Origin of the sequence: Hallella faecis (genome assembly GCF_018789675.1) — a bacterium.
In the GTDB taxonomy this organism is placed as follows: Bacteria; Bacteroidota; Bacteroidia; order Bacteroidales; family Bacteroidaceae; genus Prevotella; species Prevotella faecis.
Genome location: NZ_JAHKBE010000018.1, coordinates 1 through 21,877 on the forward strand (window position 1 = coordinate 1; position 21,877 = coordinate 21,877).

Here is a 21,877-nt window from a genome sequence, read left to right on the forward strand (position 1 = left end):
TCCAGAACCTATCAGGATGGTTACTTATCATGACTCGGTAACAGGTAATGATGTGGAATTTATTACCAACAACTTTGAGATCAGTGCCCTTGAGGTCGCCAATCTATACCGTCATAGATGGGATGTTGAGGTTTTCTTCAAGTGGATAAAGCAGAATATCGTAGTGAAGAACTTGTGGGGATATTCAGAGAATGCAGTACGTACTCATTTATGGGTTGCTATAATTGCATATCTGATAATCGCCAAAATCAAGGCTGACTACAAAAGTCCGTATTCAATCACCGAGGTGGCTACGTTAATAAGAATCTCCGCACTCGAAAGGGTGGATTTGAGAGACCTCATAACTAAGCCAAAGAACTCAATCATTCAAAAACAAGATGTCAAAGAACTCACTTTATTTGATGAATTTTAATAACCATGCGATTTTATCGCATCAGTACTAATACTACTTCCATTGTCAATGGAATCTTTCCGTTCTGCAGGAACTTGCTTTTGTGCATGAGCCAAAGAACTGCAAAAGAGCGCAATGAGAAGTAACGTAAAGTCTTTTTTGCTCTTTGCCATTTTCTATTTCTTTTACTTTGGTTATAGATGATTTCCGATAAGCAAAGATAAGGTTCAATACATTAAAAAACGTTTATAAACTCCAATATTTACGCATTATTAACTAAAAAATCGAAACGGCGAATTCCAAAAGCAAGTGCAAAGTTAATAGGAATATCCTAAAACCACTTCTGAAGGTGTTAAGAAATCAATCTTTTAGTACATCCTACCTAAGTTGCGCAGGAATGGGAAAACGCTCAACAAACTACATTGAAATCTACACTGTTTTTTGAAACCATCTCGCCTTCGGTTGCAAACACGCGATTCTCAGCGATTTTTCATAAGCGCCTAACAATCAGCCTCTTATAAAAAACTGCATTCAATAACTCTTCCATTTTTAACGCTCCACATGATAAAACATGCCTAACCGAGCCACGAAACATGCCCGACGGCAACGCGAAACATGGTCTTTCGCAACTCGAAACAAGCCTAACCGAGGTGCGGAAGATGGTCTATCGCAAACGCGAAAGTTAAAATCGCCATTCTGAGCGCATCAAAATGGAAGATTCGCTCTCTGGTTCACACGAAATCGCGCGCAAACTTTTTGACCAAAAGTTTCAACAAATCGTTTCTCGCCACATCGGCAACGACACGTCAGCCGACTTATCGGCGCAACTTATCGCGGAAACTGTTGCTCTTGCTGAGATAAGTCATCAGCAAAAGCACACTGACAAACGCCACGCCGAGCGACACCAGATAGGCCACGCCAGCAAACGAGTCGTAGAGGCCATGGAGCAAAGCGGGAAGGGCGAGCGCCAAGGCGTAGAGCGACTTGCGATAGCGCGGATAGAGATGGGCGAAGCCTACGAAGTAACCACAAATGCCACACCACAGGGCATGGAGAAACGGCAACGAGGTGAGGCGGGCTACGTTAAGGAAGAAAGCCGTGGTGTAATCGGCCTGCACGTTGACGGTGGTTTGATACTCCACTCCTTCGAACACACCGAAGGCGATGCCCGACATCAGGCCGTAATAAACCAACGTTTGTGGCAACAACGGTTCGCGGGCACGGCGAATGAGAAACAGCAGGGGCACCATCTTCACAAACTCCTCGGTGAGGCCCACGCCGAGCACATAGCCCACAATGTTGAGCGGGAAGGCCAGTTGGGTGAAGAAATAAAAGAAATTGAGATGGCTGAGCCCCGAGAAAATGATGAATACGGCTATCTGGGTGAGGAAGAACACGCTCACCGTGGTCTTGACATTGACTTGTCGACTGCGGAAGAAGACATAGAAAAACAATCCCCAGACAACGGCGAAATAGAGCGAGATGGCATAGAACACCAGCAAGCCGCCAATGGGAAGGAGCATGAGCACCGAGAGCGACAGGCCCACAACGGCCAAGATCAACAGGCGCTTGTCGTCGAGCCAGTGGTGGCGCGCCATATCGTCGCGGGGAAAGATAAACTCAGAGCCAATGGCACGCAACTGTTCGCCCAACGATCCCTTATGGCTCACTTGAGGATGGTAACCGCGCGCCTTGAGCAGTTCCATTACGGTGGCCTCACGGCCTGTAACGGCGTCGCGCGCCTTGTCGTGGGCCAGCAAGATGCCCTGCTCCACATAGCCGGCAACCACCGACTCGTCGTAGGGGCCATACTCGTGTGAGTTTCTGATGACGTAAATCATTTCATAAAAATATTTAATCGGTGCAACATTCCACAAGCCCAATCGTTTTATCTATAACGAATCAACTGCGAAAGCGTACAATTATGTGGAAAAACATTCTGAAAGGCTCTGCCATTGTAGCGGTACTGATCACCATTTTAGCCGCCGTGGGCATCATCACCGTCAATCGCGACCTGAAGAAATCGCTCGGCCAACCGTTTGAGGACGAGGATGTGATGTAGGGATCAACGATAAAACACAAGCCAGTTGGTGGCATGCGAACGGCAGTTGGTTGCCAAGCGCAACAACGACCCTGTGTTGTCGTGGGCAAAAGCCTTGCCCGAATCGAGGTAGAGCGCCTCGTCTACGTCGTGGGCAAGAAGGTAAAGCACAAAGTCGAAGAAGCGCATCTTGCCCCGGCTCTCAACGACCGACAACTGTCCGTGGCGCTTACACAACGCCCGAAACACCTGGGTGGCGGCAATGTTGCAATGCACACGTTCGCCCCGATGGATAAAGAGCACCTGCGAGAAGGCGGCTCCCTGATGGTCGGCGGCTCCGGCCATCGACACCTTGGCATCGTGTTGCACAAACCGCCAACCCTCTTTCTCCCAAACAAATGCGCCCGTGATGTCGGCGCAAGCATGGCCTTGGTAATAGGTACCGCCGCTCACGTGGTCGCCGGCAATGTTCTGATGGCTGAAATTCTCACCCTCATACACCGTTCCGGTGAAGGCCGCCTCAGCAGCGAGGATGATCTCTGGGTCGTCTTCCGAAGGTGCTGTGGCACACACCAAGTCGATACGCGAGAAGTGGGGGGTGTACACCACCACCTTGTCGAGCGTATCGATGGCGAGCACACCACTTTGCGGTGTCGTCGGTGTAGACCTGGGTTGCTGCTGCCGAAGTGTTACGCCGCCAATTTCCTCATCGCCACCCCAAGGCGCCATCAGGTCGGGCACAAACTGCCCACAGGCCAACGCCGCCACTGCGCCGAGCAACAGGAGAAGCATCAAGTTGCGTTTTCTCACAACCAACCCCTCCCTTTGCCTGGGACGAAACGCGCCCCGTTCTGTTCTGCGCAGTGGCCCATGGCATTGCTTGCTCCGTCAACACGCATCATCGCTTAACTGTGCTTGCGAGAGAAAATGCTCATGTTCTCTGAAGCCTTGAAAACGATCTTCTCGCGGGCCTCAATGGTGATTTTCTCGCCTGTCTGAGGGTTGAAACCCTGACGCTCAGCCACTTGCTTCACGGAGAAACGGCCAAAATCGGGAATGGCCAACTCACGGTCGCCCTCGGTGAGGTTGTCGGCGATGGCGCCCAACACGGCATTGACATACTTGGCAGCGTCGCTCTTGGAGAGCTCGGCACGCTCTGCTACTGCAGCAATAAGTTGTGTTCTGTTCATTTCGTTTAATATTTTAAGTAGGGGGAATCCAGCAGGTGCCCCGATGATGATTGCATGATGTGGGCTACGCCCATTGCCAACGGGCTGATGGGCCTCACGCCGAAGGGTCGAAGCCGAAGACGCTTAGATGTTCTCGATGTCTTCGCTCGTGGTCTCCAGGATGGCTGCGGCAATGCCATCGGCACTCTGCACGATGCAGCACAACGGATTCAGCGTGCGCGCCGTGTCGTAACAGCGCTGGTCCTCGTAGGAGTTCATGTTGATTCCCCACGCTCCCATGTGCCAACGAATGGCCAACATCTCATCATCTTGGAGTTCCAAACCGCTCAAGAGCAACATGATGACCGACTTCTCGCCGTGGCCCATCGGGAACTTCTTGTAGTTGACGCTGTAGCCTTCGGTGTCTTCCCACTGTCCAAGCTTGTTCTTACGCTTCTTCACCGTACGCTTGTAGATGTCGGTCTTGCACACATCGTGAAGCAGGGTGGCGAGGATAACACTCTCGCGCTTCACCTGATTGGCCGAAGCCGGGTCGAGGGTCTTCAAGCCTTCCCACACCATCAGACCTGCCTTACACACGTTCAGGCTGTGCAGGCAGAGACCTCCAGCCACATTAAGATGGTGGCCGGCTGACGCGGGAGCCTCGAAAAAGCCGTCCTTCTCAAGGTCTTCGATCACATATTCGATGCCTTCGCGCTTGGTGGAGCGAAGGAGTTCAACAAACTCTTCTTGGTTTTTCTTGCAGTCGATATTCATGTCACTTGTCGTTTCTAACAACCGCCCATACTGCAGGAGAAGTCTAACTTCACCTTATTTATATATACGGGTTAAGCTGATTTGGTGTGGCAAAGTTACCATTTAATTATGGCACAAACGAAGATTACGGCTAAAAAATTCGACGAATAGGCACAAATCGACCTTCAACGCCCAAAAAACATCAACACCTCGCGCTCCAACCGCGACCACACGCCTTACACCATCGCCCGTAGGGAACATAACGTCAACGCAGTGTTAATTAGTTATAAAACGAAAAGAAAAATCCTTTCCCAATAGACCTATTACCTAAATATTTAGTAATTTTGCAGCCGATTTAGTCCGTGGAGGCATGAAAAAGCAATGGCTGATGCTACCATTCGCCTTGCGGAAAAACCCGTTTAAATAATTAAAATGTACGCAATTGTAGAAATTAACGGTCAGCAGTTCAAGGTCGAAGAGGGCAAGAAACTCTTCGTTCACCACATGAAGGACACCGAGGCCGGCCAGACTGTTGAATTCGACAAGGTGCTGCTCGTTGACAAGGACGGAGCAGTGACTGTCGGCGCACCTGCCGTTGAGGGTGCAAAAGTAGTAGTAGAAGTTGTGAACCCGCTCGTGAAGGGCGACAAGGTGATTGTCTTCAAGATGAAGCGCCGCAAGGACTATCGCAAGAAGAACGGTCATCGTGCACAGTTCACCGAAGTTGAAGTTAAACAAGTAATCGCTTAAATCAGGAGGTTTTCATCATGGCACATAAGAAAGGTCAAACCAGTTCTAAGAACGGCCGCGAGTCTCATGCACAACGATTAGGCGTGAAGATCTGGGGTGGTCAGCAGATCACTGCAGGTAACATCATCGTGCGCCAGCGCGGTAACAAGCACTTCCCGGGCGAGAACGTCGGCCAGGGTAAGGACGACACTCTGTTCGCTCTTGCCGATGGCGTGGTGTATTTCCACAAGGGTAAGCGCGATAAGAGCACTGTTAGCGTGCTCTCGCCCGAGGCTTATGCTGAGAAGTTGAAGCAAGCCTAAGCTTAACACAAAAATCAACTTATTCCAAACAAACATAGAAGCCTGGTCCATGCGGATCAGGCTTCGCTCGTTTTTTACAAAAATCCTTGGTCGTTAAGCATTTATTTAGTACTTTTGCCAAATATAAGAACACACAAATCAAACACATAGCGATATGCTTACACTTAAACTCATCAGTGAGGAAACGGAAAGAGTCATCAAAGGACTGGAGAAGAAACAATTCAAAGGTGCCAGAGAGGCTGTAGAGAAGGTATTGGAATACAACAAGGTGCGCCGCGAGAGCCAGCAAAAGCTCGACAGCAACAAGGCTGAGCAAAACCAGCTCGCCAAGAAGATTGGCGCACTGATGAAAGAGGGTAAGAAGGACGAGGCCAACGATATCAAGACGAAAGTGGCCGAGCTGAAAGCTGCCGACAAGGCACTGCAAGAAATCATGGACAAGGCTAACGCCGACATGACCAACGTTCTGCTCGACATACCTAACATACCTAACGACGATGTGCCTGAGGGCAAGGACGCCAGCAGCAACGTCGTGATCAAGGAGGATCTCACACACATGCCCAATCCGGAGGATGAGGTGCTCTGCCACTGGGACCTGCTGAAGAAATTCAACCTGGTCGACTTCGACCTCGGTGTGAAGATCACGGGCGCCGGATTCCCTGTGTACATCGGCAAGATGGCACGCTTCCAGCGCGCACTCGAGGCATTCTTCCTCGATGAGGCACGCAAGGCCGGATACACCGAGATTCAGCCTCCATACGTGGTCAATCAGGCTTCGGGCCTGGGAACAGGACAGCTGCCCGACAAAGAGGGACAGATGTATCACGCCAACCTCGACGACCTGTACCTCATCCCCACAGCCGAGGTGCCGGTAACAAACCTCTTCCGCGACGAGATTATCGAGGAGAGCCAGTTGCCTATCAAGTGCTGCGCCTACTCGGCTTGCTTCCGTCGTGAGGCAGGAAGCTACGGCAAGGACGTGAGAGGCCTGAACCGCCTCCACCAGTTCGACAAGGTGGAGATCGTGCGCATCGATACGCCCGAGCATTCGTATGAGTCGTACAAGGAGATGCTCGACCACGTGGAGAACCTCCTCATCAAGTTGGAATTGCCTTACCATATCCTTCGTCTCTGCGGAGGCGACATGAGTTTCACGTCGTCTATCTGCCACGACTTTGAGACTTACAGCGCCGCTCAGAAGCGCTGGTTGGAAGTATCGTCGGTATCAAACTTCGAGAGCTACCAGGCCAATCGCCTGCACTGCCGCTATCGCCGTGCCGACAACAAGAAGATCGAACTGTGCCATACGCTCAATGGATCGGCATTGGCACTGCCGCGCATCGTAGCCACAATCATCGAAAACAACCAAACACCGGAGGGAATCCGCGTGCCAAAGGTGCTCGTTCCCTACTGTGGCTTCGACATGCTCGACGACAAAGCTTGCGAGTAACAGATCGTGAAGTGGCAAGCTTTTCCGATTACGCGGGGAGGCTTGCCACTTTTTCCATCACACCTTAACTAATACCCACATGAACAAAATCATCAAGAAAGACCAATTCTCCGAGAAAGTCTTTTGCCTCGAAGTGGAGGCTCCCTTGATTGCCCACAGCTGCAAAGCAGGACAATTCATCATCCTACGCGTCGACAAACACAGCGAGCGTGTGCCCTACACCATCGCAAAGGCCGACGATGAAAAGGAAACACTGACCCTCGTCGTACAAGAGGTGGGTCTCTCCTCAACCAAACTGTGCAACCTCAACGAGGGCGACTATGTACAAGACATTGTCGGTCCGTTGGGTAATGCGTCAGAAATCAAGAAGTTTGGAACAGTGGTTTGCGCCGGAGGTGGCATCGGTATCGCTGCCATCCTGCCCATCCTTACAGCGCTTCACGACGCTGGGAACAGGGTAATCTCCGTGCTGGCAGGACGCACTAAGAACCTCATCATCATGGAGGACGACGTGAGAAAAGGATCTGACGAGGTGATTATCATGACCGACGACGGATCGTACGGCGAGAAGGGCGTGGTAACAGCCGGCGTGGAGAAGGTTATCCAAAGCGAGCATGTGGACCGCATCCTGGCTATCGGACCACCGGTGATGATGAAGTTCACATCGCTCTTGGCTAAGAAATACAACATTCCCAACTATGTATCGCTCAACACCATCATGGTGGATGGCACGGGCATGTGTGGAGCTTGCCGCCTGACAATTGGCGGAAAGACCAAGTTCGTGTGCATCGACGGTCCCGAGTTCGACGGCGATTTGGTCAACTGGGACGAGATGTTCAAACGCATGGGAACATTCAAGAATGTGGAGCGTAAGGAAATGGAGCACTATGAGGAGCACGTCTACCCCACTCCACAACCTGGGCAAGACGTTAAGGCCTGCGCAGCAGAGGCTCAATCGACCGACGCAAAGGCGGAGAGCAACGCCGAGGACGATTTAACCGACCGCAACGCTCCTTGGCGCGCCGAGCTCCGCAAGGCCATGAACGCCAAAGAGCGCAAGGCCATCGAGCGCGTCATAATGCCCGAACTCGACCCCGAGTATCGTGCCAAGACTCGCTTGGAGGAGGTCAACAAGGGCTTGACAAAGGAAATGGCTGTGCGCGAGGCGCATCGCTGCCTCGACTGTGCCAAACCTGCCTGCGTGGAGGGTTGCCCCGTCAACATCAACATTCCGGCATTCATCAAGAATATTGAGCGCGAGCATTTCCTCGACGCCGCCAAGGTATTGAAGCAAACATCAGCGCTGCCCGCAGTGTGTGGACGTGTCTGCCCACAGGAGAAACAGTGCGAAAGCCGATGCATCCACTTGAAGATGAACGAGCCGGCTGTGGCCATCGGATACCTGGAGCGCTTCGCTGCCGACTACGAGCGTGAGAGCGGACAGGTAGCGCTGCCACATATCGAACCCTCTAACGGCATCAAGGTCGCCGTAGTGGGTTCCGGACCTTCGGGCCTGAGCTTCGCAGGCGACATGGTGAAGAAGGGATTCGAAGTGTATGTCTTTGAGGCCCTGCATGAGATTGGCGGCGTATTGAAATACGGTATCCCTGAGTTTAGATTGCCTAACAGCATCGTCGACGTGGAAATAGACAACCTTAGAAAGGCTGGTGTGCATTTCCAGACCGACACGATCATAGGCAAGACCATCTCCGTCAAGGAGTTGGAAGAGAAGGGATTCAAGGGTATCTTCGTCGGTTCGGGTGCTGGATTGCCCAACTTCATGGACATTCCTGGCGAGAACCTCATCAATATCATGTCGTCAAACGAGTATCTGACACGTGTCAACCTCATGGACGCAGCCAACCCCAAGACCGACACTCCGGTCATTCTGGGCAAGAAGGTCATCGTGGTGGGTGGCGGAAACACCGCCATGGACTCATGCCGCACAGCCAAGCGCCTTGGCGCTGACGTTACATTGGTGTATCGTCGTTCAGAGGCTGAGATGCCTGCGCGACTGGAGGAGGTGAAGCACGCCAAGGAGGAAGGCGTCAACTTCCTGACGCTCCACAACCCCAAGGAGTATCTGGCCGACGAGGATGGACGTGTGAAGGCTGCCGTGCTCGACGTGATGAAGTTGGGCGAGCCCGACGCTTCTGGCAGAAGACGTCCTGAGTCGACGGGCGAGACCGTCACCATGGAGTGCGATCAGGTCATCGTGGCCGTGGGCGTTTCACCCAACCCGCTGGTGCCCAACTCCATCGAGGGATTGGAGCTCGGACGCAAGAACACCATCGCGGTGAACGAGCAGATGCAATCGTCAAGAAGCGATATCTATGCTGGCGGCGACATCGTACGCGGTGGAGCAACGGTTATCCTGGCCATGGGCGACGGTCGAAGGGCCGCTACCAACATGGCAGAGCAACTGCTAAAAGGATAAGCGAAGGCTCTATTCTTAAAGAAATAGTCATCCAAGGGGATGCGACTCATCACCAACTTGTTAGCAAGGGAAGTATCATGGGGTCGCATCCTCTTATCTTTGAAATGCACATTCAATATAAACAATTCCATATCGGACGTTAGGTTTCAACGCTTGCTCATGCTTATTTCGGACGGGTTCAGGCGGCTACGTTGAAGGCAAAGGGGTCTTTAGCGAAACGCAGACAGAACTATAAGACTGGAAGAAACAGAGAGAGACGCAGGGGCAAACAAGAATCGGTTAATCCAACCGTATGTCTCGGTCTAATCGTCGATGGGAAACAACAGAGGTCTTACTTTCAAAAACAGGGATGTCCAAGCAATGGACGTTCCATCATAGGTTGTTATATGTCAGGACTTTACACCATTCTTCTTTTATTCTGCAGCAACATCTTCATGACGCTTGCGTGGTATGGGCATCTCCGTTTGCAACAAACGGGCGTGGCATCCCATTGGCCTCTTATTGGGGTTATTGCCTTCTCGTGGTTGATTGCGTTCTTCGAGTACTGTTGTCAGGTGCCCGCCAACCGCATTGGTTACGAGGGTAACGGAGGCCCTTACTCACTGGTGCAACTGAAGGTGATACAGGAATGCATCTCGCTCATTGTGTTTGCGGTCATCGCCAACATGCTTTTTCAAGGCCAAGGACTGCATTGGAACCACATCGCAGCATTCGTTTGCCTCATCGCAGCCGTGTATTTCGTGTTCCTATAAGCCCGTTATCCTACCCGCCGAGCTACCACATACATAGCAGCAAGGGGACTGTTGCCATCTCACCAACGCACATTGCGTGTTCCAACCCAACCGTTATCCCACCAGTCAAACCATCTGATATGAAGTCGCAAATTGGTTATCACATTCTCGCAACCGTAATTGTGCTCATTTGGGGTGTCACGTTTGTCAACTCCAAACAATTGCTAATGGCGGGCATGCAGGCTCATGAGATATTCACCTTACGCTTTCTCATTGCTTACATTTGCATTTGGACGATATCGCCCAGACGCCTTTGGGCAGACAGTTGGCGCGATGAACTACGCATGATACTGCTCGGATTGACAGGCGGTTCGGTGTATTTCGTCACCGAGAACATCGCGGTCGCCATCGACTATGTTACCAACGTGGCGTTCATTGTCTGCACAGCCCCACTTCTAACGACCATCATCGCCCTCATCTTCATACGCGATGTGAAAGCCACCAGGCGACTGATCATTGGATCGGTGCTGGCCACCTTCGGCGTAGGATTGGTGGTATTCAATGGCCATTTCGTACTACAGCTCAACCCATTGGGCGATGCTTTGGCAATAAGCGCAGCCTTATGCTGGGCCATTTACAGCATTCTCCTGCGAGATGTAACGCATTACAGCGCCACGTTTGTTACGCGCAAGGTGTTCTTCTATGGCGTTGTCACCGTGCTGCCCGTCTACTTTTTCCGTCCTTGGACGTTCCCATTGGAAGATTTGGCTAAACCTATCGTAGCAGGAAACCTGATCTTTCTTAGCATCATAGCCAGCTTCGGCTGCTTTGCCCTGTGGAGTTTGACCAGCAAAAAGTTGGGCGCCCTCAAGGCGAGCAACTACATCTATCTCAATCCCATCAGCACATCCATAGCCAGTGCGCTTGTGTTAGACGAGCCCATGACATGCATGGCAGCAATGGGATGCGCATGTATCCTCCTCGGAGTGTACTGCGCCAACAGCAAGAAAAAGAAGCAATAAAACGATGTAATGTCCCAACAAAAACAAGGACACCTACATTCACAAAGACGCTATCCTACACCTACATGCCTGGGTGAGGTCAAAACGGAGCTACGACTACAGACCCGTTCATACCGTTATGCGCTGCCAATACACAACCTATCGGCCCTAAAAGGGTTAGGATACAAGCGTTGCCCTACAGAAGGAACATAGAAAAGCGTTTTTGCAAAGACCCAAATGGTTATTCAAGAAGCCATATTTATAAAATAAAAACGAATATGCCTGCAACTCAAATACTTTGAAGTTGCAGACATATTCGTATAAGTTCAATCGAAGGAAGCACACGAATGCCCAAAGGAAACAGCCGAGTGTCCCGAGGGAATCAACCGAATGTCCGAAGGAAACAGCCGAATAACGTTGCAATAACGCGGACATCCGCAAGCGCAACAACGATCCTACGCTTCATCGACCAATCACCATTCAAGCTATAGGCCGTAATCAACGAGCCTCACCTGTCAGTTAGATCGGAATTACTGTTGGCTCATGTTGGCCTGTTCCAAGCCATCTTTCTTCGTACCATCTGACAGGAGAAGCGTCAGGGATGTAGCCACAGCCAATAGGCTTATCGCCGCAAACACAACCATTGGGATGGTATAATCTACATGCAGCGACGACAATCCGTCATTTGATCTCACCGTATGGCGATCTACGATTCCACCAATCCACACAGGCACAAGCATCAATCCGATATTCTGAACGAAATAGATGATGCTGTAAGCCGTACCCAATTGCGCCAAAGGAACAAGCTTAGGAACCGACGGCCAAAAGGCTGAGGGAACCAAAGAGAAGGCTATTCCCACAAACAACATGATGACCAGCGCATACGCCGCACTGTGCGACAATGGAAAAGCCAACAGCAAATCGGCCACCAAGAGCAACACACTACCCCCCAACAGCAGTCGGGCGCCGTGGCCATAACGGTCGTATAACGTACCGAAAAGCGGTGTAAGCACAATCGTTCCATAAGGAATGGCCGCAACCAACCAGCCTGCCGTGGTCTCAGCAACGCCAAACGTGTTGATCATAAGGTCGGTGGCAAACTTCATAAACGGACGAATGGAACTATAAAAACTCACACACAACAAAGCCAAAAGCCAGAAACCCGGATTGCGAAGGATAACGCAAATGTCACGAAGACGGAAGGAGTCCTCCTTTGTTTCAGACTTCGCATCAATCGATACCGCAGAACCAGCAATTCTGCCAGTGCGCCTTACGGCCTGTTCTCGGTCGAAATGGCGATCGTAAAACGTATAAATCACGAAGAGTACAAAGCCGAACAGCAACACGCCAGCTCCAGCCAGCAACGACGCCGACAGTCCAAAGCCTTGGGCAATCAACGGAGAAAACGACAAGGCCGAAGCCGTTCCCAACCGCGCCATGGCCACTTGCAATCCCATAGCCGATGCCAATTCGTGACCGATAAACCACTTCGTAATGATCTTCGACACGGTAATGCCCGTTATGTCGCAGCCCATTCCAAAAAGGCCGAAGCCCAAAGAGGCCACCAACACCTGAGTCTTCAGGTGCCCAGGAATGAGTCCGAAGAGCGTGAAAGGGACGTCGATCTCCAGTAATGGACTAACCATCGTCAATGCGGCATAGTTGATAATAGCTCCCAAAAGCATCACTCCCGTTGCCAATAAGCCCGTAAAGCGAATGCCACACTTGTCGAGAATAACGCCTCCAAAGAACAACATCAACAAGAAGATGTTGAAGATAGAGTAACTACCCGCGTAAAATCCATACTCAGCGGCGCTCCACCCCATGCCGCCCTCCTCCAGGGAAGCCTTCAAAGAGGTGGATATGGGCGACACAATGTCCCAAAAGACATAGCCCATAGCCATAACGACGGAAACGAGGACAAGCACTGTCCAACGTTTCCGTCGTTCGTTCATTTGCTTAAAACAAAGCATTATTGACAATCAACTTACTTGATATTAGGTTCCTCCAAGCCAATACCCTTACGCTTATCGATAACCTTCAGATAGAGGCCAATGAAGAAAGCGGCCACACCCAGCATAGCAAGCATGACCAAAGGCCATGTGTAGTTGAGCTGCGTAGGATCGGTAACGTTGGGGTTAGTCTTATCGAGCACCTTACCAATGAGCAGTGGGAACAGCCACAAACCGATGTTCTGAATCCAGAAAATCAATGCATAGGCCGAACCGATGATCTTCGGCTCCACCAACTTAGGCACCGAAGGCCACAGGGCTGCGGGCACCAGCGAGAACGAAGCACCCAGCACCAGAATGGTGACATAGGCCACAACGACACCGCCCAACTCACTGCCCTTGAATTGGGGCAGGATGAATGCGAAGGTGAGATGGCAGAAAATAAGCAACAGTGAACCCAGAACGAGCATGGTTGCAGCCTTACCCTTATGGTCGACATAGTTGCCAAGGATCGGCGTGATGCCCACAGCCAACAAGGGGAAGACGGCAAAGATAGACTCAGCCGACTGGCGCATGTAGCCCATATAGCAATAAACAACCAGCGCAACGACAGACGCCACAGTGAAGAGGACGCGGCGCACCTTGTCCTTTTGGAAGTTGCTGGCGAAAGCACCGGCAGCCACAATAATCATGATGACATACTGCACGATGGTGACAGATGAGGAAGCCCAGAAGCTATCCTCGGGAACCGCCGTGAAGGTGAGGTTACATTGAAGCATATTCACAGCGTATTTCTGGAAGGGGAAGATAGCGCTGTAATAAAGAACACAGAGCAAGCTAACCAACCAGAAGCCCTGCGAGCTGAGGATCTTGCCCAAGTCGCTAATCTTGAAGGGATCATCCTTCTCCTCCTCCTCATGCGTCTGAGAGTCGAGCTTCTTATCCATGAAGAAGTAAACAATGATCATGATCAGCGCAATGCAAAGCAACACAACACCGAAAGCCACCGAGCGGCTCACATCAATGCTGCCTCCGAGCTTGGCGAAGAACGGTGAGAAGATCATACAGGTGGCCACACCCAGACGGGCCAAAGCCATCTCTGATCCCATGGCCAAAGCCATCTCGCGGCCCTTGAACCACTTCACGATACCACGAGAGACGGTGATTCCCCCCATCTCTGTTCCGCAACCAAAGATCATGAATCCAATGGCAGCCACCTTGGCCGATGCGGGCATGCCCTCATAGAAAGGACTCACACCAAGCTCATCAAAGCCAGGAATATAGTTGAGATGAGCAGTAAACCAAGCTTCCATGCCACTGCCGATGAAACTCTCGCTGACAGCATAATACTTGATCAGCGCTCCAAACAACATCACTGCTCCAGAGAGCACAGCTGTGAAGCGCACGCCCATCTTGTCGAGAATGATACCGGCGAAGATGAGGAAGAACACAAACACATTGAGGAAGGTCTCCGAGCCCTGCATGGTTCCAAAGGCCGTAGAGTCCCAACCGCGCTGCGTGAGCATCAAGTCCTTGATGGGCGACAGGATATCCACAAAGATGTAGGCACAGAACATGGCCAGTGCCAAGAGCAACAAAGCCGTCCAGCGCATGGCAGCCGAGTCGCGAAGAGTTTTTCTTATTTCTTCAGTCATTGTAATAGATGTGTGATTTATGGGAATGAACGACACCATGACGTGGCCGCTGAAGGCACGCGTCATGGCATCATTGTTGATTCAAAAACTTAGTTATTTCTTCAACCAGCGGTCCAACCAGTTAAAATAGGTACGCTGCCAAAGTACGCCATTCTGCGGTTTCAGCACCCAGTGGTTCTCGTCGGGATAGATGAGGAGCTCAGCAGGTATGCCACGCATGCGTGCTGCGTTGAACGCGCCGAAGCCCTGATTGGCATTGATGCGATAGTCCTTCTCGCCATGTATGCAGAGGATCGGCGTGTCCCACTTGTCCACGAAGCGGTGTGGGCTGTTCTCATAGGTGCGGCGAGCGGCCTCACTCTTATCCTTGTTCCAATAAGCGTCGTCGTACTCCCAGTTGCTGAACCAAGCCTCCTCTGTGTCAGTATACATCGACTCGAGGTTGAATGCGCCATCATGCGAGATGAAACACTTGAAGCGCTTGTCGTGATGGCCAGCCAGATAATAGACCGAGAAGCCACCAAAGCTGGCACCCACGGCACCCAAACGGTCGCGATCAACGAACGGAAGGTTCGTTGCGGCGTCGTCGATAGCCGAGAGATAGTCGCGCATGCACTGTCCAGTCCAGTCGCGGCTCACCTCCTCGTTCCAAGCCTTGCCAAATCCAGGCAGGCCACGGCGGTTAGGAGCCACCACCACATAGCCCTTTGCGGCCATGATATAGAAGTTCCAGCGGTATGACCAGAACTGCGAAACAGGGCTCTGCGGACCACCCTCACAGAACAGAAGGGTGGGATATTTCTTGTTGGCGTCGAAATGAGGAGGCAGCACAATCCACACCAACTCCTGCTTGCCATCGGTGGTCTTCACCCAACGCTGCTGCACGGTAGGCGTAGCCAGTTGGCTGAAGATGTGGCCGTTCTCGTCGGTGATAGCCTCCACCTCAGCCTTCTTCTCCTTCTTGGCCAATGTGATGACATAGAGATCGTCGGCGTTCAGCATAGAATGGCGAGAGGCCAAGAGCTGCTTGTTGTTGAGCACAGCGAGCGAACCATAGTCGTTCCAACTATCATCGGTAACCTGCTTCACCACTCTATCGAGTCCAACCTGATAGATACGAACCGTAGCATGCCAGCAAGCGGTGAGGAAAATGCTCTTTGAATCGGGAGCCCAGCAATACTCGTTTACATCCGTCTCAAGGTTGTCGCTGTTTACCACATACGACTTCTTGCCCGTAGCCAACTCGTAGAGGCAGAGGCGCTTCAGGTCGCTCTCATAGCCATCGTGCTCCATGCTCACCCACGTAAGGTACTTACCGTCGGGCGAGAACTGCGGGTTCTGGTCGTAGCCCACCTGCATATCGCCCTCCTGATGGTTCACCTTCTGGTTGCGCAGGCTCTTGGTTACGTCCACCTCGGGAGCCTTGTAACCCTCGGGCTTGCAGAGATTGCGCGCCTTCTTCGTAGCAAGGTCATAGAGATAGATGTCGGAATCGGTAGAAGTGGCATACTTCACACCCTCCTTCTTGCGGCAGGTATAGGCAATCTGACGTGAGTCGACGCTCCACGCCAACTGCTCAATGCCACCAAACGGAGCCATCGGGCACTCGTAAGGTTCGCCATCGAGCATATCCTCGCCATCGCTCACCTTATCGCCATCGACCGTGGCCACAAAGGGATGGGGCATCGACTCCACGTAATGGTCCCAGTGGCGATAGTTGAGATCCGTCACCAGTCGGCCTGTGGCCTTGGGCAGATCGTCAGGGTTCTTCTGAATAGAGCCATGATAAGGGAGGCTCTTGATCAATATGACCTTCTTACCATCGGGCGAGAAACTGAATCCCTCGATACCGATTTTCGAGTTGGTCAGCTTCACGCGACCCGTTCCATCGGGGTTCATTTTCCACAGTTGTCCCTCACGGAGGAAGGCAATCTTCGTGCCATTCTCTATCCAAGCGGGACTGCTCTCGCTCACCGCATCTGTGGTGAGGCTTGTGGGCTTCACGATGGTTTTACCCGGCTTAGCCGACTGTACGAAGAGCATGGTGTGGCCCTTGTTCTCCTTTACACTGTAGTAAGTGACCTGATAAGCCACTTGTTTCCCATCGGGCGAGGGTGCTGCTGCCCCCAATCGTCCCATGGCCCAAAGCGCCTCAGGCGTCATCAGGTCTGAAGAGAGCTGAATGTTGTTTTTCTGAATCATGTTCTGAGCAACGGCTGCAGGGGCGCAGAAAAGAAGTGCGCCAAGTGCAAAAGCAATCAATTTGTTCATAGGTATTAGCGTTATGCAGCAGAAAGGCGTTGCCTTGGGGGCAATGCGCCTTCCTGCCGCAAGTTAAGGTTTATCGTTTACGATTATTGTCGCGTCCCTGCTGTTGCTGCATCTGTTGCTGCTGCATCTGCTGGAGCGCCTGCATACGAGCCGCCAATCCCTTCATTTTCTGCGGATTCTTGGCGTTCTCCTTATAGCGTGCCTCAAGGATAGCGAGGAGCTTAGCGTCGTTGGTTGTGCGACGCAGCACCATCATGATGCCAGCCGAGAGAATCAACGTTACGAAGTAATAGAAGTTCAGGCCTGACGAATAGTCGTTGAAGATGAAGAAGAACATCAGCGGCATGAGGAACATCATCCATTGCATGACCTTCATCTGCTCAGCCTGCTGTCCCACCATCTGATCCTTCTGCATCTGCATGGTGATCCATGTGTAGAGCACCATGGCCACCGTGTAGAGCACACAAGTAAGGCTGAGGTGGTCGCCGATGAGCATCACGTTGGTGCTCCACTCCACGATCGGGTCGTAGGTAGAGAGGTCGCTCATCCAAAGGAAGTTCTCGCCACGGAACTGTATGGCGTTAGGCACGAAGTTGAACATTGCCACCCAGATAGGCATCTGTATGAGCATGGGCAGACATCCCGACAGAGGGCTGACGCCATACTTGGCATATTCGGCCATCATAGCCTGCTGCTTCTGCATCTGGTCCTCAGGCTTGTTAAACTGCTTTGTGGCCTCGTCGAGTTTCGGTTTGAGCACACGCATCTTCGCCGAGCTCATATAGCTCTTCTTCACCATGGGGAAGGTGATGACCTTCAGCAAGATGGTGATGAGGATGAGCACGATACCCATGGGCAATCCCCAATCGGAGAGCCATGTGAAGACGGGCAATGTGAACCAACGGTTGATGTAACGGAAGAGCGGCCAACCGAGGTACACGATGCGCTGCATGTCGAGCTCCTTACCGAAGGTGCTCTGCTTCTCCACCTGCTTAAGGATGTAGAAGTCGTTGGGACCATAGTAGAACTCAAACTCCGACGGCTTGGCACCTGTGGGATCGAAGCTGGTGCTCACCTGCGCCTTAAGGTCCTTGAGGTAGCGCACGGGCTGATCCTCCTGGTCCTTCTTGTCGTAGAGTGTGCTCTCAAGCTGTCCACCCTTCTGGAAATTATCCTTCGAGATCATGACAGCCGAGAAGAACTGGTTCTTGAAAGCGATCCAGTCGATTTCCTCTTCGGTTGTTTCCTTCTTGGTCTTGGCCTCACTGATATAATCGGTACCGCCCTCGCTCTCTTTCCAATCGAGGCGTGCGTAACGGTTCTCGAAGGTGAATCCACGTTCCTGCTCCTTCACCTTCTCGTGCCAATCCACACCGAGCGTTGTGGTGTTGGGGTCGAAGAGTCCGGCCATACCAACGGTACGCAGGCTCACATGGAGCATGTAATCGCTACCCAGACGGTAGTTGATGATGAGCGACTTGCCCTGTCCGGCCTCAGCGGTGAGCGTTACGGTGCTGTCGGTGACTGCCGTGGGCTCAAAAAAGAGGTCGCCGGTGCTGATGTTCATCTCCTTGGCCACGAGCGTGTAGTTGAGGCTTTGGTCCTTACCGCTGAAGAGCGTCACACCACCGAGGTCGTCGCTCTTGCCGGTCTTGTCGGCAATGTTGTGACCCACATAGCGCCTGCTACCCTTCTCGTTCTTGATGTAAGCCTTTGTGACAGTACCTCCCTTGGTAGAGAGGGTGACGGCCAACTTGGCGTTTTGCAACACCACGTCCTGCGCCTTGCCCGTGAGGGCCTTGTAGAAGAGGGCTGTGGTGTCGGCCGCCACCTGTTCCTTGGCGGCCTGCTGCTGCTTGTAAGCGGCAATCTTGGCGGCTTGGTCGGCCTTTTGCTTGGCCACTTGCTCCAGTGAGTCCTTCACGAACTGAGCGCGCATCTCCTCTTGCGACGGCTGCGAATACCAGCTGAAACCAACGAGGACCACGGCGATGAGCACGAAGCCAATCAGTGTGTTTTTGTTCATTCTTTCCTTATTATACTTATATAATGACGACCAAAGGTTTATTTCTCAACATGCTTTTGGTTGGCGATGGCCGTCTTGACGAAATCGACGAAGAGGGGATGGGGCTTGAGCACCGTCGACTGGTACTCAGGATGGAACTGTGTTCCGATATACCACTTGAGCGACGGTATCTCCACGATCTCCACGAGGTCGCTCTCGGGATTGCGTCCCACACACTGCATACCGTTGCGCTCATACTCCTTCTCGAAGACATTGTTGAACTCGTAACGGTGGCGGTGGCGCTCCTGGATATGCTCCTGCTTGTAGATGTCGAACACGCGTGAGCCCTGTCTGAGCACACACTCGTAGGCGCCGAGGCGCATGGTGCCTCCCATGTTGGTGATGTTCTTCTGCTCCTCCATGATGTCGATGACGTTGTGGGGAGTCTTCTCGTCCATCTCACGACTGTTGGCGTCGGCATAGCCGAGCACGTTGCGTCCGAACTCGACCACCATCATCTGCATGCCAAGGCAAATACCGAAAGTGGGGATGTCGTGTGTGCGGGTGTAATGGGCTGCCACAATCTTGCCCTCGATACCACGCTGGCCGAAGCCCGGGCAAACCACGATACCATCGACACCTGCGAGCTTCTCAGCCACGTTGTCCTCGGTGATATACTCTGAGTTGATGAACTTCAGAACGGTCTTATGATCGTTGTACACGCCAGCCTGACTGAGGCTTTCGCGGATACTCTTGTAAGCGTCTTGCAGGTCGTACTTGCCCACGAGGCCGATGGTCACCTCCTTGGTGGCCTTGTTGCGGCGCTCGAGGAACGCACGCCACGGACCGAGGCCCGGCTTCTCGCCCGGCTCGATGCCCACCTTGCGAAGGATGGCGGTGTCGAGACCCTGGTTCTGCATGTTGACAGGCACCTCATAGATGCTGGGCAGGTCCTCACTCTGGATAACGCAGTCGAAGTCGACATTACAGAAGGCAGCCACCTTCTTGCGAACCTGATCAGAGAGATGCTTCTCGGTACGCAGCACGAGCACATCGGGCTGAATACCAACGCTTTGCAACTCCTTCACACTGTGCTGCGTGGGCTTGGTCTTAAGCTCGCCAGCGGCGTGGAGGTAAGGCACGTAGGTGAGGTGAATGTTGACGGCGTTGCGTCCCAGTTCCCACTTCAACTGGCGGATGGCCTCCATGTAAGGAGCGCTCTCAATGTCGCCAATGGTTCCACCGATCTCGGTAATCACGAAATCGTAGTGCTCCTTCTTACCGAGGTACTTCACGTTACGCTTGATCTCGTCGGTGATATGGGGCACCACCTGGATGGTCTTGCCCAGATAATCGCCACGGCGCTCCTTGTCGATCACGGCCTTATAGATACGACCCGTGGTCAACGAGTTGGCCTTGGTGGTCTGAATGCCTGTGAAACGCTCGTAGTGTCCGAGGTCGAGGTCGGTCTCCATGCCATCAACAGTTACATAACACTCACCGTGCTCGTAGGGGTTGAGCGTGCCCGGGTCGATATTGATGTAAGGATCAAATTTCTGAATGGTGACGTTGTAGCCTCTGGCCTGCAGAAGCTTGCCAATAGACGAGGAGATGATGCCTTTACCTAACGAAGACACTACACCGCCCGTGACGAAGATATACTTTGTTTCTGCCACAATAGTAAATGTTAAAATGGGTAATTCAAAATTTGTTGCAAAGATAGCATATTTTTGCGAAAGCGACAACAAATCAAATTGAAACTTTCTAATATATTTAAAGAAGAACGTGGAAAGGTCGCCGCCCCAAGCCCGACACCGCGGCGCAAGAACTTCTTGGCACGGCCAAGCGGACGACCTCACGGGATGTTGGGTGTGTAAACATTATTCACCAACAACCGAACACCCGAACTGTCCTGACTGCATAAAGCGAACGACTCAACCATTCTTTTGGGTCGGATTAGGCGTGGACTGCATGAAACCATCAGGCAGGAAGAAGCGAAAAACCACAGCGGCACGAGAGGCCTCCAGGAAGCAACCGCAGCTTGGCGACACGCAGAAAATCGACAACAATCTATACATCAATCTACACACTTCTTTTGAACGGGAGAAAAGTTGGGCTCAAATACGCGATTCTCAGCGCATTTACGTATTCGACTTATAATCAGCATCTTATAATCTAAAACCAAAGCGCAACCTTCTTTAACCCGCATTTTACATTGCAAAACATGCCTTTTCGCATAACGAAAGACGCCCAATCGGGGCTCGAAACCTTAGCTTTCGCACCGCGGAACATGCCAAACGGCAACTCGATAGATGCCCAACGGTAGTCTGACCGGCCGCTCGAGAGGTCACAACCGCGCAAAAACGGCTTTCTTTTTCTCTATTTCATCCGAAATCACAGACAAACTTTTTAGCCAAAATACGTGACAAATAGCATATTCTTCACACACTGCAGTCTACGAAAAGCAGTATAAACATCCTATAAGATGTAAATAATATTAGCAACCAACCAAGTAGTTTCATCCAATAATCTCTCTTGGAAGAATGGCGCTTTCGCACCCATACGCTTTCCACACCTTATATAATAAGGCGCCTACAAAGCGTCCTTGCACAAAACCACGTTTGCCCTATCGATCCAACCATTCGTTCCGCTCGTCGCCCCACTCCAACGCGTCCGAATGGCGGCATCCGCGGGGACTAACGGATGCCGTTCGCCCGGCAACAAACCACCCAAAAGCCCCAAAATCAACAAAAAATGCATTTTATCAGAAAATTCTTGGCGAAAAATTTGGAGGAACCGAAAATCTTTCGTAATTTTGCACACCGTAAACAGGGGCGTAGCCCAGTTGGTTTAGAGCGCTGCAGTCACATTGCAGAGGTCCCCGGTTCGAGCCCGGGCGTCCCTACCAACAAAAGAAGGTGTGTCAGAGATAACTTTGACACACCTTTTTCTTTACGCCCCAACGA

17 protein-coding genes and 1 tRNA gene are annotated in these 21,877 nt (G+C 51.9%); 9 read left to right on the forward strand and 9 right to left on the reverse strand.

Annotation, left to right across the window (positions count from 1 at the left end; translation table 11 throughout):
- Positions 1 to 412 (forward strand): transposase (locus KM934_RS05930; protein ID WP_215759705.1); only part of this gene is annotated, 412 nt, incomplete at its 5' end.
- Between the two features lie 794 nt (positions 413 to 1,206).
- Here the strand turns inward: KM934_RS05930 and KM934_RS05935 are convergent.
- Positions 1,207 to 2,232: a PrsW family glutamic-type intramembrane protease gene (locus tag KM934_RS05935; protein WP_215759706.1), complete on the reverse strand. Its 1,026-nt coding sequence runs from the start codon at positions 2,230 to 2,232 to the stop codon at positions 1,207 to 1,209.
- 83 nt (positions 2,233 to 2,315) lie between these two features.
- Here KM934_RS05935 and KM934_RS05940 point away from each other — a divergent pair, with 83 nt between their 5' ends.
- On the forward strand, positions 2,316 to 2,453 hold the full coding sequence (locus KM934_RS05940; RefSeq protein WP_215759707.1) for a hypothetical protein: 138 nt from the start codon (positions 2,316 to 2,318) through the stop codon (positions 2,451 to 2,453).
- Between the two features lie 3 nt (positions 2,454 to 2,456).
- Here the strand turns inward: KM934_RS05940 and KM934_RS05945 are convergent, their stop codons facing one another.
- The 3 genes from KM934_RS05945 to KM934_RS05955 all read right to left on the reverse strand — a co-directional run bounded on the left by KM934_RS05945 (position 2,457) and on the right by KM934_RS05955 (position 4,378).
- The gene (locus KM934_RS05945) at positions 2,457 to 3,242 is read right to left on the reverse strand and encodes a hypothetical protein (RefSeq protein ID WP_215759708.1); all 786 of its coding nucleotides are present in this window, start codon (positions 3,240 to 3,242) and stop codon (positions 2,457 to 2,459) included.
- Between the two features lie 95 nt (positions 3,243 to 3,337).
- Positions 3,338 to 3,622, reverse strand: a complete 285-nt coding sequence (locus tag KM934_RS05950) for an HU family DNA-binding protein (protein WP_215759709.1) — start codon at positions 3,620 to 3,622, stop codon at positions 3,338 to 3,340.
- A 123-nt stretch (positions 3,623 to 3,745) separates the two neighbouring features.
- Positions 3,746 to 4,378, reverse strand: a complete 633-nt coding sequence (locus KM934_RS05955; RefSeq protein ID WP_215759710.1) for an HD domain-containing protein — start codon at positions 4,376 to 4,378, stop codon at positions 3,746 to 3,748.
- A 411-nt stretch (positions 4,379 to 4,789) separates the two neighbouring features.
- Between KM934_RS05955 and rplU the strand changes: the two genes are divergently transcribed.
- The 6 genes from rplU to KM934_RS05985 all read left to right on the forward strand — a co-directional run bounded on the left by rplU (position 4,790) and on the right by KM934_RS05985 (position 11,049).
- The gene (rplU, locus tag KM934_RS05960; protein WP_215759711.1) at positions 4,790 to 5,107 is read left to right on the forward strand and encodes a 50S ribosomal protein L21; all 318 of its coding nucleotides are present in this window, start codon (positions 4,790 to 4,792) and stop codon (positions 5,105 to 5,107) included.
- Positions 5,108 to 5,124: 17 nt separating this feature from the next.
- Positions 5,125 to 5,409, forward strand: a complete 285-nt coding sequence (gene rpmA / locus KM934_RS05965; RefSeq protein ID WP_215759712.1) for a 50S ribosomal protein L27 — start codon at positions 5,125 to 5,127, stop codon at positions 5,407 to 5,409.
- 154 nt (positions 5,410 to 5,563) lie between these two features.
- The gene (gene serS, locus KM934_RS05970) at positions 5,564 to 6,859 is read left to right on the forward strand and encodes a serine--tRNA ligase (RefSeq protein ID WP_215759713.1); all 1,296 of its coding nucleotides are present in this window, start codon (positions 5,564 to 5,566) and stop codon (positions 6,857 to 6,859) included.
- Between the two features lie 79 nt (positions 6,860 to 6,938).
- A complete protein-coding gene (locus tag KM934_RS05975) occupies positions 6,939 to 9,296 on the forward strand; it encodes a bifunctional dihydroorotate dehydrogenase B NAD binding subunit/NADPH-dependent glutamate synthase (RefSeq protein ID WP_215759714.1) in 2,358 nt (785 codons plus the stop codon).
- A gap of 386 nt (positions 9,297 to 9,682) precedes the next feature.
- Complete coding sequence (locus KM934_RS05980; RefSeq protein WP_215759715.1) at positions 9,683 to 10,048, forward strand: DMT family protein; 366 nt, start codon at positions 9,683 to 9,685, stop codon at positions 10,046 to 10,048.
- Between the two features lie 119 nt (positions 10,049 to 10,167).
- Positions 10,168 to 11,049: a DMT family transporter gene (locus KM934_RS05985; protein ID WP_215759716.1), complete on the forward strand. Its 882-nt coding sequence runs from the start codon at positions 10,168 to 10,170 to the stop codon at positions 11,047 to 11,049.
- Between the two features lie 509 nt (positions 11,050 to 11,558).
- Here the strand turns inward: KM934_RS05985 and KM934_RS05990 are convergent.
- The 5 genes from KM934_RS05990 to KM934_RS06010 all read right to left on the reverse strand — a co-directional run bounded on the left by KM934_RS05990 (position 11,559) and on the right by KM934_RS06010 (position 20,587).
- Complete coding sequence (locus tag KM934_RS05990; protein ID WP_252344912.1) at positions 11,559 to 12,983, reverse strand: MFS transporter; 1,425 nt, start codon at positions 12,981 to 12,983, stop codon at positions 11,559 to 11,561.
- A 32-nt stretch (positions 12,984 to 13,015) separates the two neighbouring features.
- Positions 13,016 to 14,635: an MFS transporter gene (locus KM934_RS05995; protein WP_215759717.1), complete on the reverse strand. Its 1,620-nt coding sequence runs from the start codon at positions 14,633 to 14,635 to the stop codon at positions 13,016 to 13,018.
- Between the two features lie 93 nt (positions 14,636 to 14,728).
- On the reverse strand, positions 14,729 to 16,906 hold the full coding sequence (locus KM934_RS06000; RefSeq protein ID WP_215759718.1) for a S9 family peptidase: 2,178 nt from the start codon (positions 16,904 to 16,906) through the stop codon (positions 14,729 to 14,731).
- Between the two features lie 70 nt (positions 16,907 to 16,976).
- Entirely contained in the window at positions 16,977 to 18,932 is a 1,956-nt protein-coding gene (yidC, locus tag KM934_RS06005) for a membrane protein insertase YidC (RefSeq protein ID WP_215759719.1), read from the reverse strand.
- A 38-nt stretch (positions 18,933 to 18,970) separates the two neighbouring features.
- On the reverse strand, positions 18,971 to 20,587 hold the full coding sequence (locus KM934_RS06010) for a CTP synthase (protein WP_215759720.1): 1,617 nt from the start codon (positions 20,585 to 20,587) through the stop codon (positions 18,971 to 18,973).
- 1,154 nt (positions 20,588 to 21,741) lie between these two features.
- On the opposite strand from KM934_RS06010, the gene KM934_RS06015 reads away from it, so the two are divergent.
- Positions 21,742 to 21,819, forward strand: a tRNA-Val gene (locus KM934_RS06015).
- Positions 21,820 to 21,877 lie beyond the last annotated feature (58 nt).

What these genes read in the sequence shown, in the direction of transcription:
- rplU (WP_215759711.1), top strand. Translation starts at nt 4,790, where the DNA reads ATGTACGCAATTGTAGAAATTAACGGTCAGCAGTTCAAGGTCGAAGAG.
- yidC (WP_215759719.1), bottom strand. Translation starts at nt 18,932, where the DNA reads ATGAACAAAAACACACTGATTGGCTTCGTGCTCATCGCCGTGGTCCTC.
- KM934_RS05990 (WP_252344912.1), bottom strand. Translation starts at nt 12,983, where the DNA reads ATGAACGAACGACGGAAACGTTGGACAGTGCTTGTCCTCGTTTCCGTC.
- KM934_RS05985 (WP_215759716.1), top strand. Translation starts at nt 10,168, where the DNA reads ATGAAGTCGCAAATTGGTTATCACATTCTCGCAACCGTAATTGTGCTC.
- KM934_RS05995 (WP_215759717.1), bottom strand. Translation starts at nt 14,635, where the DNA reads ATGACTGAAGAAATAAGAAAAACTCTTCGCGACTCGGCTGCCATGCGC.
- KM934_RS05935 (WP_215759706.1), bottom strand. Translation starts at nt 2,232, where the DNA reads ATGATTTACGTCATCAGAAACTCACACGAGTATGGCCCCTACGACGAG.
- KM934_RS05980 (WP_215759715.1), top strand. Translation starts at nt 9,683, where the DNA reads ATGTCAGGACTTTACACCATTCTTCTTTTATTCTGCAGCAACATCTTC.
- KM934_RS05940 (WP_215759707.1), top strand. Translation starts at nt 2,316, where the DNA reads ATGTGGAAAAACATTCTGAAAGGCTCTGCCATTGTAGCGGTACTGATC.
- rpmA (WP_215759712.1), top strand. Translation starts at nt 5,125, where the DNA reads ATGGCACATAAGAAAGGTCAAACCAGTTCTAAGAACGGCCGCGAGTCT.
- serS (WP_215759713.1), top strand. Translation starts at nt 5,564, where the DNA reads ATGCTTACACTTAAACTCATCAGTGAGGAAACGGAAAGAGTCATCAAA.
- KM934_RS05975 (WP_215759714.1), top strand. Translation starts at nt 6,939, where the DNA reads ATGAACAAAATCATCAAGAAAGACCAATTCTCCGAGAAAGTCTTTTGC.
- KM934_RS06000 (WP_215759718.1), bottom strand. Translation starts at nt 16,906, where the DNA reads ATGAACAAATTGATTGCTTTTGCACTTGGCGCACTTCTTTTCTGCGCC.
- KM934_RS05955 (WP_215759710.1), bottom strand. Translation starts at nt 4,378, where the DNA reads ATGAATATCGACTGCAAGAAAAACCAAGAAGAGTTTGTTGAACTCCTT.
- KM934_RS05950 (WP_215759709.1), bottom strand. Translation starts at nt 3,622, where the DNA reads ATGAACAGAACACAACTTATTGCTGCAGTAGCAGAGCGTGCCGAGCTC.